A 15,701-nucleotide genomic window follows, 5' to 3' on the forward strand; every position below is an offset into this window, starting at 1 on the left:
ACGGCGACAACCGACCTCGACAACGTGACGACCCATTTCACACGGGGCACCCGTGGTACCAGCCCGACGGATCGGTCCGGATGACCCGGTCGTCGGCGCATCGGACCCGAGCGCGCCGCGGGTACGCAGGTGCCAGTGCGGTGAGCCCTCGCCGGTCGGCAAGGAACCAGCCATCACCGCTCGTGACCACCTGATCCGGGCCCAGCTTGGCACGCAGCCGCGATATGACGGTGCTGACTGCGTTGGCGCTCTTCGGGCGCCGCTCGACGGGCAACCCGGCCCACAGATGCGTGGCCCGGCGTGGCTCTCCCCGCGCCTCGAGCAGCATCCCCAGCACCGCTGCCTCCCGGGAACTCAGTCGGACCGGCTTGGCCTGGCCGTCCGTCCATACCTCGCGCGCCATGTTGTCCAGTCGCAGGCCACCCCACGTGGTGTGATCGGGGCGAACACTCGGCGGTCCGGCCAGCCGCCACCCGCCGCCGCCGGTGGTGATGGCGTGTCGCCCCAGACGTCGGCGGAGGCAGGCGACCACGACACCGACGCCACGGACGGTGCGCGGCCGATGTTCCGGCGGCAACGACGACCAAATGTCCCGCCCACTCCGTGGCAGACCCCGCGCCTCGAGCAGAACGCGGAGCACGACAGACTCCTGGTGGCCGAGACGGATGGTCCGGCCGCTCGCTTCCAGCCGTGCGTACCGTCGTGTGACATCGAGGCACAGGTCCCCGTACCTGAGCAGGTCCGGCCCGTCGTGATGCGTCTCGGCGGGATCGCGTAGCCACCAGCCGCCTGCTCCGGTCAGGATCCGCGCGCGACCCACCTTGTGCCGGAGGTGGGAGATCACGGCGCCGATCTGAGCAGCGGTGGGAGGCCGGAAGCCGGTCGGCATGGCCGCCAGGATGGCGGCTCGGTCGAGCGGTTCCCCCCGAGCCATGATCAGGACGGCCAGCACGGCGGCCTGCTGACCACTGAGCCTGACTGCCCGCAGGTCAGGGTGCAGTCGAGCCAGACCGGTCGAGCCCAGTAGCTCTATCCCCGCGTGGCGCAGTGCGGCCCCCCAGTCGGGAAGGCGCGGTTCGGGGTGTGCGCGCGGTGAGGGCCGGGCGAGCGCGGACCGGGCCACCGCCGGGCCATGAGCCATGCTGTTCCTCCCACTTTCCCATCGCAGGTGTGCACCACGACGGGGGGCGCCCGGTCAGGGTTCAAACTGTCCCTGTGACGGTCGTCTCCAAAAGTCGAGACATGGGCATCGACGGAGGCGAGCGACCGCGGTTGCGAGGTGCGCCCCGCCGACTGGACCGGCGGACGGCTCGTGCTCCCAAGTTGTCCAATACCTGTTCAGCATCCGCCCAGATGACGAATACGGCGGCCCAGCCGCATCGGGATCCACCACGGAGAGCCGACAATGGGGTGATGGATGGACGAGTACTCGTCGTGGGTGCTGGAATCGCCGGGCTGGCCGTCGCCAACGCGTTACACCGGTACGGTCTGGACGCCGTCGTCGTCGACCGGCTCACCGGCCCGCCGGACGCCGGGCTCGCCCTGAATCTGCCTGCCAACGGCGTACGGGCGCTCGGTGCACTCGGCTTCGCCGATGCGGTGGATCAGCTGGGCGAGCCGGTGCGCCGTCGGGAGTATCGCAACGCCAGAGGCAAGCTGTTGTTCGCCGTCGACGAAGCCGCCTTCTGGGGCGATGGCGCCGGCTCACGCTGTGTCCGGCGCGCCGACCTGCACGCGATGCTGGCCAGCGGTGTGCCGGCGGAGACCGTCCGGTGGGACACACCGGTGGACGACCTCCGTCTCGTCGACGACAAAGCACTCGTCGGCGACGAGGGCTGGGATTTCGTGGTCGGCGCCGACGGAGTGCGATCCGCGGTCCGCGCCGCGGCCTTCGGGCAACAACCCCTCCGGTCCGGGCTGTTGTCGGCTGCCAGTTGGCGGTTCATGGCCCCCAACCCGGGAGTCGAGTGCTGGACCGTGTGGTCCGGGTCCACCGGAACGCTGCTGCTTATTCCGGCCGGCGACAACGAGGTCTACGGGTACGCATCCGCTACCCGGGGCGGCGCCACCGGGTCCGGCCCAGCGTGGTTGACAACGACATTCGCCGAATTCCCCAGCCCAGTCCGGACAGTGGTTGCCCACGTGGCGGGAGGTGCCGGTGTCCTGTACCACTCACCGGTCGAGGAGGTGCGGATCCCGCGGTGGAGCAAGGGGCGCGTGGTGCTGATCGGCGACGCCGCTCACGCGACCGCACCAGTATGGGCGCAGGGCGGAGCGCTCGCGGTGGAGGACGCGCTCGTCCTCGCCGAGCTGTTGTCGACGGAGACCGATTGGACGTCGATCGGCGTTCGGTACGAACTGCGCCGCCGGCCCAGGGTCGAACACGTGCAGGCCATGACGGACCGGCTCTCCCACGCGGCGCGGCTGCCGGCCTGGCTGCGCGACATCGTGGTGCCGCGCACGGGACCCAGGACCTACACCGCAACCTATGAGGCGCTCCGGGCACCTGTCCTGCACACCGCCGGTCCCCCGGCGATGTGATCGCACGGAACGGCGTACGGCAATGGTGGCGGCAGCATCGGCGACGCCGGCTTGAGGAAGCGTCCACCACGTACGCCCCGTCCACAATCAAGGACCTGGAACCGTCCCTGACATCAGACTAGCCTGAAAGGCCATGGCCCCGGACACTGGCCGAGCCAATAGTGGACTAATCCAGGTGAGGCAACAGATGGTAGTGACAATATCCATCGACGATCTTGCCGTTAATTACGGCTCCTATTCCTTTGAGGGTCCTCATTTCAGGAAGGGCGTCTGGACCGCGGACCTGTACCAACTGCCCGACCTCTCGAATGGATTCGTAGCCGCGGTCCCCGACGCGGTCTGCCTCCTGACGGGGACCGTCCACGGAGACGTACGCCTCACGGTCGAGGTGCGAGAGGCAGCTCCGGAGCGGGAACTGGATGAGTGGGAGGCTGCGGTGGAAGTCAGCCTCTTCAGCACGGATGGCTACTTGACTGGGCCGGACGAAGACGATTTCGTGACCATCCGGCTCACCTCGGCTCCAGGCTGGTATCGACTGCGAGCGTATGCGCGAGGCCGCGGGACGGCCCGGCACCATCACTACACCTGTGACGACAATTGCTCGACCTGCCCCATCGAGGAGCACAAGCTCATCTTTTGGCCCGCGCCGCCTCTTGCCGAGGAAGCGCTGAAGCGAGACGGCGTCCACTCCGATCTCCGCGACAAGCGTCCGCTTCCTGCCTTCGGCCCAGAAGCGCATCCGGTGGACCTGGAAGGATTCCACGACGCTCTCCCCAACATCATCATTTGATCTGCCACGTCGTACCGTGAGGCATGGCGAGCAGTCACCGCGCGCTATCCGCGTCGGCAACACCCTGCGCTACCGGCGCAGCGAGGTCGAACGCTGGCTCGACCACCACACGGACGCGAAGCGGTGAGCCATGGCCCGACCTGAACTGCCCATCGGCACCTGGGGCGAGATCCGCACCCAGCGACTCGGACCCGACCGGTTCCGCGCACGAGCCCGGTTCCGCGACTACGACGGCAAGACCCGCGACATCGAGGCCACCGACACCACCGGCCCAGCCGCCGAACGGGCGCTGAAGGTCAAGCTGCGCGGCCGCACCACCCCCAACGACGACGAGATCACCCGAGAAACCCGCGTCAGCAGACTCGCCGAAGTGTGGGTCGAAGAGATCACCGCCGAGGAACGGATCGCACCGCAGACAATCCAGCGGTACCAGACCAGCCTGCGCACCGCGATCCTGCCAGCGTTGGGCGATCTCCGGATCCGAGAGGCCAGCGTCGGTCGCCTCGACCGGTTCCTGCGCGACATCGCCAAGGACCGCCCGTCGGCGGCCAAGGGCACCAAGGTCGTCCTCGGCCAGATGTTCGCGCTGGCCGAACGGCATGGGGCGATCCCGACCAACCCCCTACGCGACACCGGCCAACAACGCGAGCCCCGCCGCAAGGTCGTCGCTCTCACCGACGAGCATCTCCACGCCGTCCGGGCGGCGATCCGCGAATGGCAGCGACCGGTCCCCGGCAAGCCCGGGCCTCGGCACACCGGCGACCTGGCCGACATCGTCGACCTCATGCTCGCCACCGGCGCCCGCATCGGTGAGATCCTCGCCCTGCGCTGGGAAGACCTGGACCTCGCCGCCGAACGCCCAACCCTGACGATCTGCGGCACCCTGGTGTCCGTCAAAGGCCAGGGCTTCTTCCGACAACCCTGGACCAAGAGCGACGCCGGCTACCGGATGGTCGTCCTGCCCCGGTTCGCGGTCGGCGTGCTCCTGGCCCGCAAGCTCGTCACCGCCGACAACCCGCATGACGCGATCTTCGCCTCTCGACGCGGCACCTGGCTGGCGCCCAACAACGTCCGCCGCCAGTGGCGCCAAGCCCGAGCCGACACCGACCTCGACTGGGTCACCCCCCACGCCTTCCGCAGGACAGTGGCCACCACCCTCGCCTCGGCAATGCCGGGCGAAGAGAGTGTTCTTGGGCTTGCCCAGCCAGGCGGCGAGGTCGTCGATGGTCAGTAGCGGGTCTGGCCGCCATTCGGAGGTCGCTGGGCCGTTCATCGCCGGCCCAACGTGTTGGCCGAACCGGGCTGCTGGCTCATACACCAACTACGGCTGGAGTGCTAGGCCACAAACTGCCCGGTTGCTGGGTCGAATGTGCCGCGTCCGACCGAACGGAGGTGGTGAAGCCGGGCAAGCAAGCGGCCATCCGAGGCGGTCATGTGGGCAGCCTCACCCCTGGTCGTGGTCGCCGCATGGTGGTGGAGCGTGAGGCTGTGCCCGAAGGCCTGGTCCAGTTCAACGTCGTTGTGTTCCAGATGCAGATCCAGCCGACCGATCGCGGCAAGCCCTGCGACATGCATGCGTTCGTTGACCACACGCAGAGCAGCCAGCCGCGCGAGCCCGTCGACCGCGAGGCTGGGCACGAGGAACTGGCCGAATATGCCGGAGCCAGCGGCTTCGGACAAGTCCAGCTTTGCCGACACTCCCCACGGATGCGCCCGAGGTTGCCACATAGCCAGGAATGGTCCGCTCATGGCGACGGGCGACCCGGGCAGCAGATACGGATCGGGGATCAGCAGTCCCCCGTCCCGAGGCGGGCAGCAGATCTCGATCGGGTCGGTTGGTGCGCCGAGAACCACTCTCATCCGGCAATGGGTCCGCTCCGCCAGAAGGGTGCCGTCCGGGGCCCGCACGTCGCCGGTGACAGTGACCGCGACGCTGGTCTGTTCCAGCCCGCGCTCGCAGACACGGGCGTCCACCTTCACCATCTTCGGCCAGCTGTCGCGGGGGCCACGCAGGAAGCTGAGGAAAACGGCATCTCGGATGGAACGAACCTTGCTCCCCGGCACCAGGACGGCGGCCGCCTCGGATGCGAGTTCGAGGAAGATCGCTCCGGGCATGGTCGGGCGGCCATCCACGATATGGTGGGCCAGGTAGCGGTGTCTTTCCAGGTCGAGTTCCAGAGACCATCGCGCATGGTCCGGCGTGGCCTCGAAGGGCGCTGAGGTCAGAAAGAAGCGCCCGCGCGGTGCGCCTGCCGTTTTGTGCTGGTCCAGGCGATCCAGGAGTGCGTGCTCAGTCTCACCCAGGTACAAGACCTCCGCCGCTGCTTCGTGCCTCAGGTCGGCGAACTCCTCGACCGTGTGAGCCGTCCCTTCTGCGGTGCTGATCCCGGTGAGTGTGAGCCTGCGCTGCTGGTGTGCGAGAAACACCGGGTCGGCGGCGAATCCGTCCTCGGCCCACAGTGTCCAGTCCACCGTGAACTCGTCTGATCCTCCGGCCTGGGCATGAGTGGCGGCGGTGGCGAGAAATGCGTTGCCGGTCACGTAGCCACTGTCGCCCGGAACACCTATGACACTCGCAATAGAGCCGACGTTGTACCAACGGCTGGGCGGTGCGGACAACAGCGCCTTCTTCAGGTTGAGGTACCCGCGGACTTTACTGTCACGTACGGTCCGGAAGATGTCGAGGAAGTCGCCGCGTACGGCTCCACGGACGACGCCAGCACCGTGCACCACAACGTCAACCTTGCCCTCGGCGGACAGGACGGTGCCGATGGCAGTCTCGACCGCTGCCTGATTTCTGACGTCGCACTGGAGGTATTGCACGTTGTCTGGCCCGCACAGCTCGGCCAGTTCCTCGATAACGGCCTGCTTGTCCGCCGCCTGATTCAGCCGGGTGTACCGTCGGTTGAGGGTGGCGATGGACATGTCCGGATCCTGGTCGTGCCATGCCTCGATCAGCTGTGCCCGGCCAAGAGAGAGCATCGCGAGCTCCGCGGAATCCGCCAACGGTTGACTGCCCAGCAGCCAGACGCGAGGCCGCGTGCGCGCCGCCAGGGCGGCGACCATCCGGGCGGTGATGCCCCGAGCGCCGCCCGTCACCACCATCACCGGATCCTGGGGCATCAGGTCTGCCGAGGGTGTCTCGGGTGGCGCGGACAACCGGACGACCATCGGCTCGAACCGCTGTTTTCCCTGGTAATACGCAATGCCGCGGTGCCGGGCCAGCGCGGACTCTGCCGCTAGTAACGCCAGTCCGGACTTCACGTCGGGGTCGTCGGTGACCACGGTGTAGCCGACCCCTGAGGGGAGGTCCCAGAGCAGGGAAGCGCTAAGACCGGTGAACAGGCCGGTGCCTGGTTTAGGGATGCCGCCGCTAAGGCCATTCGGCACTAGCACGGCGAAGGAGCCCCCGTCGTCGAGCTGATCCTGGTGCTCGCGCAGCGCGATCTCACACAGGTCGTGCAGCTCCAGCAGCGACTCGGGCACCTGCCCGCTCGCGCCACCAGTGGCGATCACTCGGACGTGGGCAATGCGCTGACCAGCCACGACCGCTCGGTAGGTCGCGACGTCGACCGGGTGCACCGACAGCACTCCGCTGGGTACCGGTCCTGGCAGGGGAGTGAGGACGGTCCTGCCGGAACCACTCAGCACGGCCGCAGTCGCCAAGTCGTCGGTGAGGACGAGGCTGCCCGCCGGGATAGCGGAAACCGGCTCTCGCACGGCAACCGGAGGAGAGGCACGCATGATCAGGCCGTGCCGTCGCACTTGGTGGTCCTCATCGTTTGGCGCCGGTGTAAGCATCTCCTTCGAGATGAGGAAGGAAGGCGCATGTTCCTCGACACCCATCAGGCGAACTCGCGGCTCGGAACGGACCAGGGCACGCAATAGCGCCAACGCGGAGCATGCGCCGAGATAGCGTTCGTCGTCGTCGCGGGCCACCACCGTCGCGAGATCGTCCTGCTGGGGCCGGCCGGTCAACGGTTCAACCTGAGCGACTACGGGTAGGCCGCTGGCGCGGGCGACGGACCTGCGGGTGACAGCGAATCCGAAGGCGCCCTCGCATGGAGGCGCGGTCCGACTGGCCGGACGGCCGTATGCCGCGGCAGCCCACACGTCGGTCTGGGCGTTGAGGCCGAACACGAGCGCGATGTCGATGTCACCGGTATCCAGGTACCGGGCGGCGGTGTCCAGCGCGGCGAGCGTGGAGTCGAGTCCCGCGTCGACGGACATGTTCATGCCCCGGAGGTTGAGCAGGACGTTGACCCTAGCCGCCGTCACGTTCGGCATGAGACCCGGGAGGGTGTCCTCATTTGACGGGACGGTCAGTTCCTTGAACCGCTGCACCAGCGCCGTGCGAGCTTCCGCCGATCGGACGATCCCGGGGAAGCGGTCCAGAACCTTGCCGAGGTTGCTCAGGTGGGTACGCAATGCATAGTGGCCGCCAGATCTGGTCATGCCCGCGTGACCGAGGAATACGCCGGTGCGATCGGGCACCGCTAGGAGTGCGGGGTTGCTTTCGGTGAGCTCGCGGGCACAGCGCATGATCATGAGTTGTTCTCGGTCGATGGACCTTAGCGCGGCCGGGGTCAGGCGGACTACCGGCGGCTCGGGCAGCTGGTAGTCGCCGAACCTCTCGGCCGGGGGTGGCTGTTCGCCGCGAAGCCAACGGACCACCCGATCGGCGCTCGGCTCGCCCGGCAGGTGGGCGTTCCACGCAACAATGACCACAGGGTCGTCGGCCTTGGTTTCGGTGATTCGCGTCCCAAACTGCGGCTGTTCGCCCGACGGAGGTTCGGCAAGCACGAGGTGGGCATTGGTGCCACCGAATCCAAAAGAGGACACTGCGACGGTCCGGCGGTGGTTCTGGCGTCGGGGCCACGGCACTGAGCGGCGTGGGATGCGCAACGCGTGATCGAGAAGTGCGGCGTCCGGAGGCGCCCCGAAGTCCGGCTGGGCGGGAATCTCCTGGTGCCGCAGCGCCAGGAGCGCATGAATCACGGATACGGCGCCCGCACTCCACCCGGTGTGACCGACTACAGCCTTGTTCGAAGATACGAACCATGGCGCCTTGTCATCGGCGACGCCGCGCAACGTACTCAGCTCCGTCGCATCTCCACTCGGCGTGCCGGTGGCGTGCGCAACCACCCAATCGATATCGGCGGGTCCGACGCCGGCGTCAGCGAGTGCACGCTCGACCGCCAGCCGCTGACCGGCGGAGTTCGGTGCGTTGATTGCCTTGCCACGCCCGTCGGCGCTGCCACCGAACCCCAAGACAGTGCCGAGGACCTCGTCACCGTCGGCGATGGCTCGGTCGAGCCGTTTCAGCACCACGACTGCTGCTCCGTCGGCGAACACCGTTCCATTGGCCGTGCGTGCGAAGCTGCGCACCTCGCCGGTCGGACTCATTCCCCCAAGCTTGGAGAACAGCACACTCATCCGGGCGGTGAGTGCGAAAGCTCCCCCGCACACGGCGACATCCGTATCACCGGACCGCAGTGCCTTTGCTCCCAAATCGATGGCATACAGCGACGAGGAGCAGGCCGTGTCCACCACGCGGACGTCTGTTGTGGAAGGCAGCACCCCGCGCATCGCCACGCGTGGCACGCGGTGTGGAAGCACCGTCCGAAGATCGTCGACCGCGAAGCGGTAGGCGCCGCGTAGATGTGCCAGCAGTTCGTCGCGGTTGGCGTACTCCGAGAGCTCGCGGACCGCGGCTTCCACGACGATGCTCTCTTCCAGATGCTGGTTGCCATCGGGAGTGAGTCCGACCACCAGCTGACACCGGGCGGCCCCGTCGAGCCGCACTGGTTCGACAGCCTGCAGTAGTGCATGACGCAACCATCGGGTGCTGTGCTCGTATGCATCGCCTCCGTGATGGGCTAGTTCGGCGCGTAGAACGGGGTGCGGACACAACTGTCGGAGGTAGCCCCCGAACCGGGCGTAGCCCTTATCCTCCGCGCGGGGGTCGTTGTCATGGAATTGGTTGATGTCCAGCCGGTCGCCCGGTTCGCTGAACACCGCACGGCCCGTGTTGAGCAGAGTCCAGAACTCCTCGGGCGAACTCGCCTCCGGCAAGGCGAGCCCCATCCCCACGATCGCAATCTCAATCTCGGCGGGAGCGTCCGGCTCTGGCAGACCGACGCGCAGCGCCTCGGTCGGTCCCCCCTCCAACGTCATCCCGGTTTCGGAGGCTGTGTCCGGCTCCGTCACGGTTATCCGCGGCGTTGCTTGCGGCGTCTCCTCTAGTCCGTCGTTGCGTGGTGCCTGTGCGCGCAGCACCCACGGGGAAAGCCCTGGGACGCTCAGGCTCAGTCCGCCGTCGGCGAGCAGCACCTGACCGGTCATCCAACGCGACTCGTCGCTGGCAAGCATCAGCACCAGATGAGCCAGGTCCTCGATGGTGCCGTGTCGTCCCAGCGGAGTGATGGCGGCGCTCGCATCGAGCAACCGCTCTCCCTCGGGGAACAGGCGAAAGGTGGGCCCGTCCAGCGGCCCGAAAGAGGCGGTGTTCACCCGGATCCCGTAGGGGCCGTACGCGACCGCAAGGTATCGGGTCAACGCCTCCAGCGCGGCCTTGGCCGTGCCCACCGCAGCATAGTTTTCGATCACCTGACCTGACCCGGAGGAGGACACGTTTACGATGGAACCCCCTCCTCGTGTCCTCATGAGCGGTAGGGCGGCAGCGGAGCAAAGCCGTGCGCCGTGAAACGTGACGCTATGGACACGCTGCCAATCCCGTTCACTCAGCTCGTCAAGTGGCGCGAACACACCGAATGCTGCGTTATTCACCAGGATGTCCAACCCGCCATGCTTCGCGGCGAGATCGTCGAACATCGTCGCGACCTCATCCGCTTTGGCGACGGATGCGCGCACTGTCTCCACCGACAGCCCCATCTTTAGCATCCGTTGGGCCGTGGCCTCCGCCCCGTCGCAGTCGTGAAAATAGTTGAGGATGACGTGCGCACCACTCTCGGCCAGGGCTTGGGCGATGGTGGCACCCGTCTGCCTCGTCCCGCCCGTCACCAGCGCAATTCGGTCCCGAAGCTCGAAGGCCATACTGGTCACATCCCCACAGCAGCGACGGTGATGCGGGGGTGAAGGTACTCCGCAAGGGAGCGGAGAGTTGGGAAGTCGCTGATCCGGAAGTTGGACGGCAGGTCGAGATCCTCATAGTGATCCATCGTCTGCCGAAGCAGTTCGGTTTGCTTGAGCGAGTCCACACCGAGATCGGCCTCCAAGTCCGCGTCCTCGGTTAGGTACTTCTCCGGGTACTCCAGGCTCGCCGCGTACCGCTTCCGAAGTTCGGAGATGATGTCATCGACGGACGGAACTCCCGGTCGCCGCGGCGTCTGTTCAAGGGCTGCGGTTTTGAGGGGCTCGGGCAACGAAGCGACGGGTGATACCGCTGTCCGCAATGGATTTGGCAGGGTCATCGGCGCGGAAGACGCCGGCGAGACCTCGTCCGCGAACTCAGCGCGAATCCCGTCAAGCGTGACGTGGTGGGTCAGCGGCGCAATGGTCTTCATGTGGGTCGGCAGGCACGCCCGAACCAGCTTGGTCAGCGCGTTCCGCGCACCACACTCGACAAAGACCTCCACACCGTCGCTGTGCAGCGACTGCATGGCCCCATAAAAGCGCACCGGCGACGTAAACTGAGATTCGCTCAATTCACGGATGTCGTCCCTACTCGAGATATACCGGCTCAGAATTGGGGAATACACCCGGCACCGAGGGCTAGCGACGGCAAGATCGGGTCCTGATTCGCGGAAGAGCTGTGCAACGTCACGGAGCATGGGATTGTGGAACGCGTAGGGCGCCTTCAGTCGCACCGCAGAGAGGTCCAGACCCGCGATCGCCTTCTCCAGCCGGCCAAGCGCCTCCCTCCTACCCGAAACCACCGTCTGCCGTGGCCCGTTGAACACGGCAAGGGCAAGGCCCCAATCATCCATCGCAGTCAGCAGTCCCTCGGCACGCCGCGGGCCTAGTTCGGTCGCGAGCAGGCCCCCCGGCGGTGGCGACACCTCGAGGAAGGCGCGATCCCGCTCGCAGAGAGCTCGTGCCGCGTCGTCCAACGTCAGCATGCCAGCCGCGACCAGGGCGCTATATTCGCCGAGACTGTGTCCCACTACCACGTCAGGATGAATGCCGAGTCGACCCAACAGGCGGAAGACGATCGTCGAGGTCGCAAGGATCGCGAGTTGCAGCACCTGTGGCCGCCGCTCCAGCAACTCGTCGACCCTCGGTGCATCCGTCTCGAGAAGCAAAGGCGAGACCCTGTCGCCCCAGTACTCCACAGATCGTTCGTCCATCGTTTGCAGCACGTCATGAACCACGGGTTCACAGTCGACTTTGGCGAATGCACCTGGCAGGTACGCACCCTGCCCAGGGAACATGAACGCTACTCGCTGTCCCATTTTCTACACTCCCCATCCCCCCGATACGGTTTGCCTTCACGAATAAAGAGAATTGGTAGTAGCGATATCATCTAAAACGGAGAGGGCAAGCAGTACCCGACTTCAGTGGACCGGCGGCTAAGCCTCCGGCGGCTCAATCACTCCTACCGGGAGCAACCCGCGCCGCTCCAGAACCCTCCGCGCGACCATGATCGCGTTGAGCGCTCGCGGAAATCCCGCGTAGGCACTGACATGCAGAAGGGTCTCGATCACCGTCACCGGCTCAATACCGATTCGCAACGCTATTTCCAAATGCAGCTCGATCTCGCGCTCGCAGCCACCTAATGCCGCGAGGATAGCGAGAGTGAGCAGTTCCCGGTCCCTGGAGCCCAGTTCCGCTCGACCGTGAAGATCGCCAAAGACGAAGTCCGTGATGAAGTCAGCCAATGGCGGACAGGTGTCCGCGAGTCCGGCGATGAATGCATCAGAGGTTTCCTTGCCCGCGAGCTCGTAGGCGTTGCGCAGACCGCGCAGGCGTCGCTCGTCCGCGACTGGATCGCTAGTCATCTCCCCCTCCCCCAACTACAAAGACATGATGCGATGTCTCGCAGCAACGTGCGAGTCCTGCGCAGTTCTACACGGCGCGGAATCATCACCGCGACTCACTACGTGAGCTGAGTCACAGCTCAGCACATGCTCCGGTCGCCGTCAATGGCCTACTGGTGATGGTCGTTCCGAGAACAGAAGGTGCCGACCAGCGAGCCCGCGGAGGGATGGATCTGCGTTGGGACTCCACGCCGTGACGGAGACTGCGAGGCGGAGCGGATGCGAGGCGGCAGCGGTGGAACTGCAACGTCGGCGTTCGGTTGGATGTGAACCAGATACAGGACTGCAAAGATCCACAGCCCGCCGAGCTGGAGCGCAGCCGACACGTCGAAACCTGGTGGCCGCAGATCCAAGCGTTCCTACACGCGCGGGGGAATCTCGAACGCCGGCCCTGGAGGAACCAACCGGGTACCCACATAGCAACGTCCACGTTTAGGGGCCTAGAGCCGTCCTCGATCTCCGACTAGCCTGAAAGGCTCACAACCCGGGCTTGGCGAGCCATTGGTCGACTAATCCAGGGGAGGCAACGAGATGGCTGCGGCAATCTCCATCGAGGATCTTTCTTTTTTTGCGGTTCTTCCTCCCTTGAGGGTCCGCATTTCGCGAAGGGCGTCTGGACCGAGGACCTGAACCAGCTACCGGCATATCGACATCTGTCCGCGCATCGCCCGCCGCGGCGTCGGTCTCGCGCACGGGAGCGGACGGCGGCCAGGAGCAACGGCTGGCCGGGCGTGATGCCGCACAGGTGGCGGGCGGCGGCGGGCGGCGGCAGTTCCCCGCGTGAGCCCACGACGTGCGCACCGGCAGCGGCCGGGATGATGAGCACCGCGCCGTGGACGACGTCGACACGCAGCGCGGTGCCGGACGTCCACCCCAGGCACGCAGCAGCTCACGGGCGGTAACACGACCCGCAGCGTCGGGACGGGCCACGTCGAACAGCACCCCGCGGCGGACTCGTCAGCAGGCCGGGGGCCGCATCGGCATGGGCGCCGGTTCGGGTTGCGCGACCGGCAGTGGACTCGGCACGAGCGCTTCGACCAGCTGCTCACCCTGCCGCCGACGGGAAGTCGGCGCCGCTCATGGCCACGCCGGCAGGGACGGCCACAGCGGTGTCAGGGCAGCCGACAGCGCCCCCGGTCTTCATGAACCTGGGTGACTTCGCTGCACAGACGTAGGGCGTCATCCACTGTCGCCACCTTGGCCAGCGCCGCCAGGGTCCGAAGGTCGTCCACGTCGCGGGTTCGCGCCGCGAGCGCCTTCATCGCGAAGATATCTCCGGCGAAGCCGCCATCACGCGCAGGCCAGGGTGATCGAAGACCCGCCGCCTGCCCGGGTCGTCCTTGCCGGAGACATACACGCTGGCCTGCTCGTTCAGCCACCACGGCGGTAGTCCAAGTTCGTCGGCAACCGCACGCGCCTCATCGAGGACGACTCCGTGCGGAACAAACATCGCGTCGACGTCCCTGGTCACCCGTTTCGCGTCGTACGCAAGCGCCATCGCGGCACCACCCACAATGAAGATGTCGGCGACGACTCCACGGCGGACAAGCCGCTCGCCCAGGTGAGTGAACGCGCGTTCGAGTTCCGCGCGCCCCATGAGGACGCCGTCTGATCCGCTCACGCCGCGGCCAGGTCGTGAACGGAGAGGTAAACACCGCGCTTCCGGAATGCAGCCGGGGCCCATGCCAGGGCGTCGGCCCGGTGGATGGCCAGTTCGGCCGGGAACCATGCCCGGCGCAGCACACGTGCGTCGACCCATGCGGGCGGAGCAAGATCTGCCTGAGCCAGCAGGTGCTCCGCGAGCGCGGCAAGCAGCGCGTCCCACCGTGGATCTCCGGTTAGCCCGGGCTCATCTCTTAACAGGTCGACCCTGGTTTCGGCGGGTTCCTGACCGTCCGGCCCGCTGATTCGGAACGCGAACTCGCCGGCCGGGGCGGTGACCGGGGTGAGGGTGTAGCCGCGGTCGGAGACGAGCAGCCCGCCCGGAAGATGCCCGGGGGCCTCCTGCTGGCCGGCGTTGTCGTGGCCGCCGCCGTGGTCGGCGCTGCCATCGTGGCGGGTCTCGGCGGCCGGGGCGACGGGGCCGGCCACCTGGCCGACCCCGTACGCCGCGCCGAACACCGCCGCGAGGCCGAGGGCGAAACCGCTCAGCTTCGTCGCCGTGTTCATCAGTGGCACCTCAGTTCCTCAGGAAGGGTTTCGCGAAGGGTCAGGCTCCGACGAGGTCGTAGCCGGCCTCGTCGACGGCCGCGCGGACGGCAGCCGGGTCCAGTGGTGCCTCGCTGGTCACGGTGACCTGCCCGGACGCGAGGTCGACCTGGACATCGCGGACGCCTTCGAGCGCACCGATCTCGGTGCTGACGGAGTTGACGCAGTGCCCGCAGGTCATGCCCTGCACCTGGTACGTCGCGGTGGTCATCAGAACGCTCCTCTCAACACACTCACCATATACCCCCCGGGGGTATATGGTGATGGGCTGTGATGCAGAACTCCCCGGCTTTATACCCGGAGGGGGTACCGGCTCAACGAGCACCGTAGCATACCCCCGAGGGGTACGGTATCCTGGACGGCATGACGACATCCGCGCCGACCCCGACCCGGGGTTACACCGCCACCAAGGACCAGCTGCTCGCGCGGCTGCGCCGCGTCGAGGGCCAGGTCCGGGGCATCGAGAAGATGGTCGACGACGACCGCTACTGCATCGACGTCCTCACCCAGATCTCCGCCATCCAGGCCGCCCTGGACAAGGTCGCCCTCGGCCTGCTCGACGGCCACGCCCGTCACTGCATGCACGAGGGCGCCGCCGAGGGCAGGGCCGACGAGATGGCCACCGAGATGATGGCCGCCGTCGGCCGCCTCATGAAGCGCGGCTGAGCCCCAGTCGATGCCGTCCATCTGATCCCGGCCGCACGGCTGCGATTGGCTACCAATCCCCGCTTGGGTTCGTGAAAACGCCGCTGCTCATCTAATCCGTGGTTTCTGACGACGTGTCCGGCCGGCTGTCTCACAGTTCCCGATGGGACGTGGTCGCTTTGGGAGATCGTTCGACGACTGGGCCGCACCGTCCACGGCTCCGTCGTTGCCGGGCGCGGCCCAGAGTGAGCGCGGGGTCCGCAGAGCTGCGGATGGACGGCACCGGGGAGGCCTTTCGCCGCAAGGCTCGTCCCGCCGCCGTTGCCGGGAGAGCAGCTGGTACTAGGCGCTGTTCGTTCCGTGCAGTGGCGTGCCTGCGGGAATAGTGGGCCATTTTTGCGAGGTAGGTAGGCGCACCGTCACCGACAAGCCTCCCTGCGGTCGCGCGGTGGCTTCGACGTCGCCGCCGTGAGCCCGGGCCACAGCGCGCACGATCGACAGGCCTAAGGCGTGTTTCA

General features: G+C 66.9%; 12 protein-coding genes and 1 pseudogene. 5 read left to right on the forward strand and 8 right to left on the reverse strand.

Translation table 11 applies throughout. From position 1 onward, the window contains the following. Positions 1-37: 37 nt before the first annotated feature. Positions 38-952, reverse strand: coding sequence for a winged helix-turn-helix domain-containing protein (locus HCJ94_RS08130; protein ID WP_168000344.1), 915 nt, complete (start codon positions 950-952; stop codon positions 38-40). 461 nt (positions 953-1,413) lie between these two features. On the opposite strand from HCJ94_RS08130, the gene HCJ94_RS08135 reads away from it, so the two are divergent. The 4 genes and pseudogenes from HCJ94_RS08135 (at position 1,414) to HCJ94_RS08150 (ending at position 4,565) form a co-directional block, all read left to right on the forward strand. Next, entirely contained in the window at positions 1,414-2,541 is a 1,128-nt protein-coding gene (locus HCJ94_RS08135; protein WP_168000368.1) for an FAD-dependent monooxygenase, read from the forward strand. A gap of 175 nt (positions 2,542-2,716) precedes the next feature. Further along, positions 2,717-3,331, forward strand: coding sequence for a hypothetical protein (locus tag HCJ94_RS08140; RefSeq protein WP_168000345.1), 615 nt, complete (start codon positions 2,717-2,719; stop codon positions 3,329-3,331). A gap of 31 nt (positions 3,332-3,362) precedes the next feature. Continuing rightward, positions 3,363-3,458: pseudogene (locus tag HCJ94_RS08145) on the forward strand (DNA-binding protein); the annotation flags it as partial. Between the two features lie 3 nt (positions 3,459-3,461). Further along, entirely contained in the window at positions 3,462-4,565 is a 1,104-nt protein-coding gene (locus tag HCJ94_RS08150) for a tyrosine-type recombinase/integrase (protein WP_168000346.1), read from the forward strand. Between the two features lie 101 nt (positions 4,566-4,666). On the opposite strand, the gene HCJ94_RS08155 is transcribed toward HCJ94_RS08150, so the two are convergent. The 6 genes from HCJ94_RS08155 to HCJ94_RS08180 form a co-directional block, all read right to left on the reverse strand. Further along, positions 4,667-10,387, reverse strand: coding sequence for an SDR family oxidoreductase (locus tag HCJ94_RS08155; protein WP_168000347.1), 5,721 nt, complete (start codon positions 10,385-10,387; stop codon positions 4,667-4,669). 5 nt (positions 10,388-10,392) lie between these two features. Then, a complete protein-coding gene (locus HCJ94_RS08160; protein ID WP_168000348.1) occupies positions 10,393-11,745 on the reverse strand; it encodes an acyltransferase domain-containing protein in 1,353 nt (450 codons plus the stop codon). Between the two features lie 117 nt (positions 11,746-11,862). Then, the gene (locus HCJ94_RS08165; RefSeq protein ID WP_168000349.1) at positions 11,863-12,291 is read right to left on the reverse strand and encodes a carboxymuconolactone decarboxylase family protein; all 429 of its coding nucleotides are present in this window, start codon (positions 12,289-12,291) and stop codon (positions 11,863-11,865) included. 1,297 nt (positions 12,292-13,588) lie between these two features. After that, positions 13,589-13,927 (reverse strand): PIN domain-containing protein, encoded by a 339-nt coding sequence (locus tag HCJ94_RS08170; protein WP_168000350.1) that lies wholly within the window; start codon positions 13,925-13,927, stop codon positions 13,589-13,591. 20 nt (positions 13,928-13,947) lie between these two features. Next, on the reverse strand, positions 13,948-14,499 hold the full coding sequence (locus HCJ94_RS29575) for a hypothetical protein (RefSeq protein WP_205800900.1): 552 nt from the start codon (positions 14,497-14,499) through the stop codon (positions 13,948-13,950). A gap of 40 nt (positions 14,500-14,539) precedes the next feature. Next, positions 14,540-14,749, reverse strand: coding sequence for a heavy-metal-associated domain-containing protein (locus HCJ94_RS08180; RefSeq protein WP_168000351.1), 210 nt, complete (start codon positions 14,747-14,749; stop codon positions 14,540-14,542). A 152-nt stretch (positions 14,750-14,901) separates the two neighbouring features. Here HCJ94_RS08180 and HCJ94_RS08185 point away from each other — a divergent pair, with 152 nt between their 5' ends. After that, on the forward strand, positions 14,902-15,204 hold the full coding sequence (locus HCJ94_RS08185; RefSeq protein WP_168000352.1) for a metal-sensitive transcriptional regulator: 303 nt from the start codon (positions 14,902-14,904) through the stop codon (positions 15,202-15,204). A 321-nt stretch (positions 15,205-15,525) separates the two neighbouring features. On the opposite strand, the gene HCJ94_RS31430 is transcribed toward HCJ94_RS08185, so the two are convergent. After that, a partial coding sequence (locus tag HCJ94_RS31430; RefSeq protein WP_373684216.1) for an ATP-binding protein occupies positions 15,526-15,701 on the reverse strand: 176 nt, incomplete at its 5' end.

Source organism: Micromonospora thermarum (assembly GCF_012034245.1).
GTDB lineage: Bacteria > Actinomycetota > Actinomycetes > Mycobacteriales > Micromonosporaceae > Micromonospora > Micromonospora thermarum.

Bases quoted from the DNA above. Each gene is read 5' to 3' on its own strand.
- HCJ94_RS08135 (WP_168000368.1), top strand. From the start codon at position 1,414: ATGGATGGACGAGTACTCGTCGTGGGTGCTGGAATCGCCGGGCTGGCC.
- HCJ94_RS08150 (WP_168000346.1), top strand. From the start codon at position 3,462: ATGGCCCGACCTGAACTGCCCATCGGCACCTGGGGCGAGATCCGCACC.
- HCJ94_RS08155 (WP_168000347.1), bottom strand. From the start codon at position 10,387: ATGGCCTTCGAGCTTCGGGACCGAATTGCGCTGGTGACGGGCGGGACG.
- HCJ94_RS08160 (WP_168000348.1), bottom strand. From the start codon at position 11,745: ATGGGACAGCGAGTAGCGTTCATGTTCCCTGGGCAGGGTGCGTACCTG.
- HCJ94_RS08165 (WP_168000349.1), bottom strand. From the start codon at position 12,291: ATGACTAGCGATCCAGTCGCGGACGAGCGACGCCTGCGCGGTCTGCGC.
- HCJ94_RS08170 (WP_168000350.1), bottom strand. From the start codon at position 13,927: ATGGGGCGCGCGGAACTCGAACGCGCGTTCACTCACCTGGGCGAGCGG.
- HCJ94_RS29575 (WP_205800900.1), bottom strand. From the start codon at position 14,499: ATGAACACGGCGACGAAGCTGAGCGGTTTCGCCCTCGGCCTCGCGGCG.
- HCJ94_RS08180 (WP_168000351.1), bottom strand. From the start codon at position 14,749: ATGACCACCGCGACGTACCAGGTGCAGGGCATGACCTGCGGGCACTGC.
- HCJ94_RS08185 (WP_168000352.1), top strand. From the start codon at position 14,902: ATGACGACATCCGCGCCGACCCCGACCCGGGGTTACACCGCCACCAAG.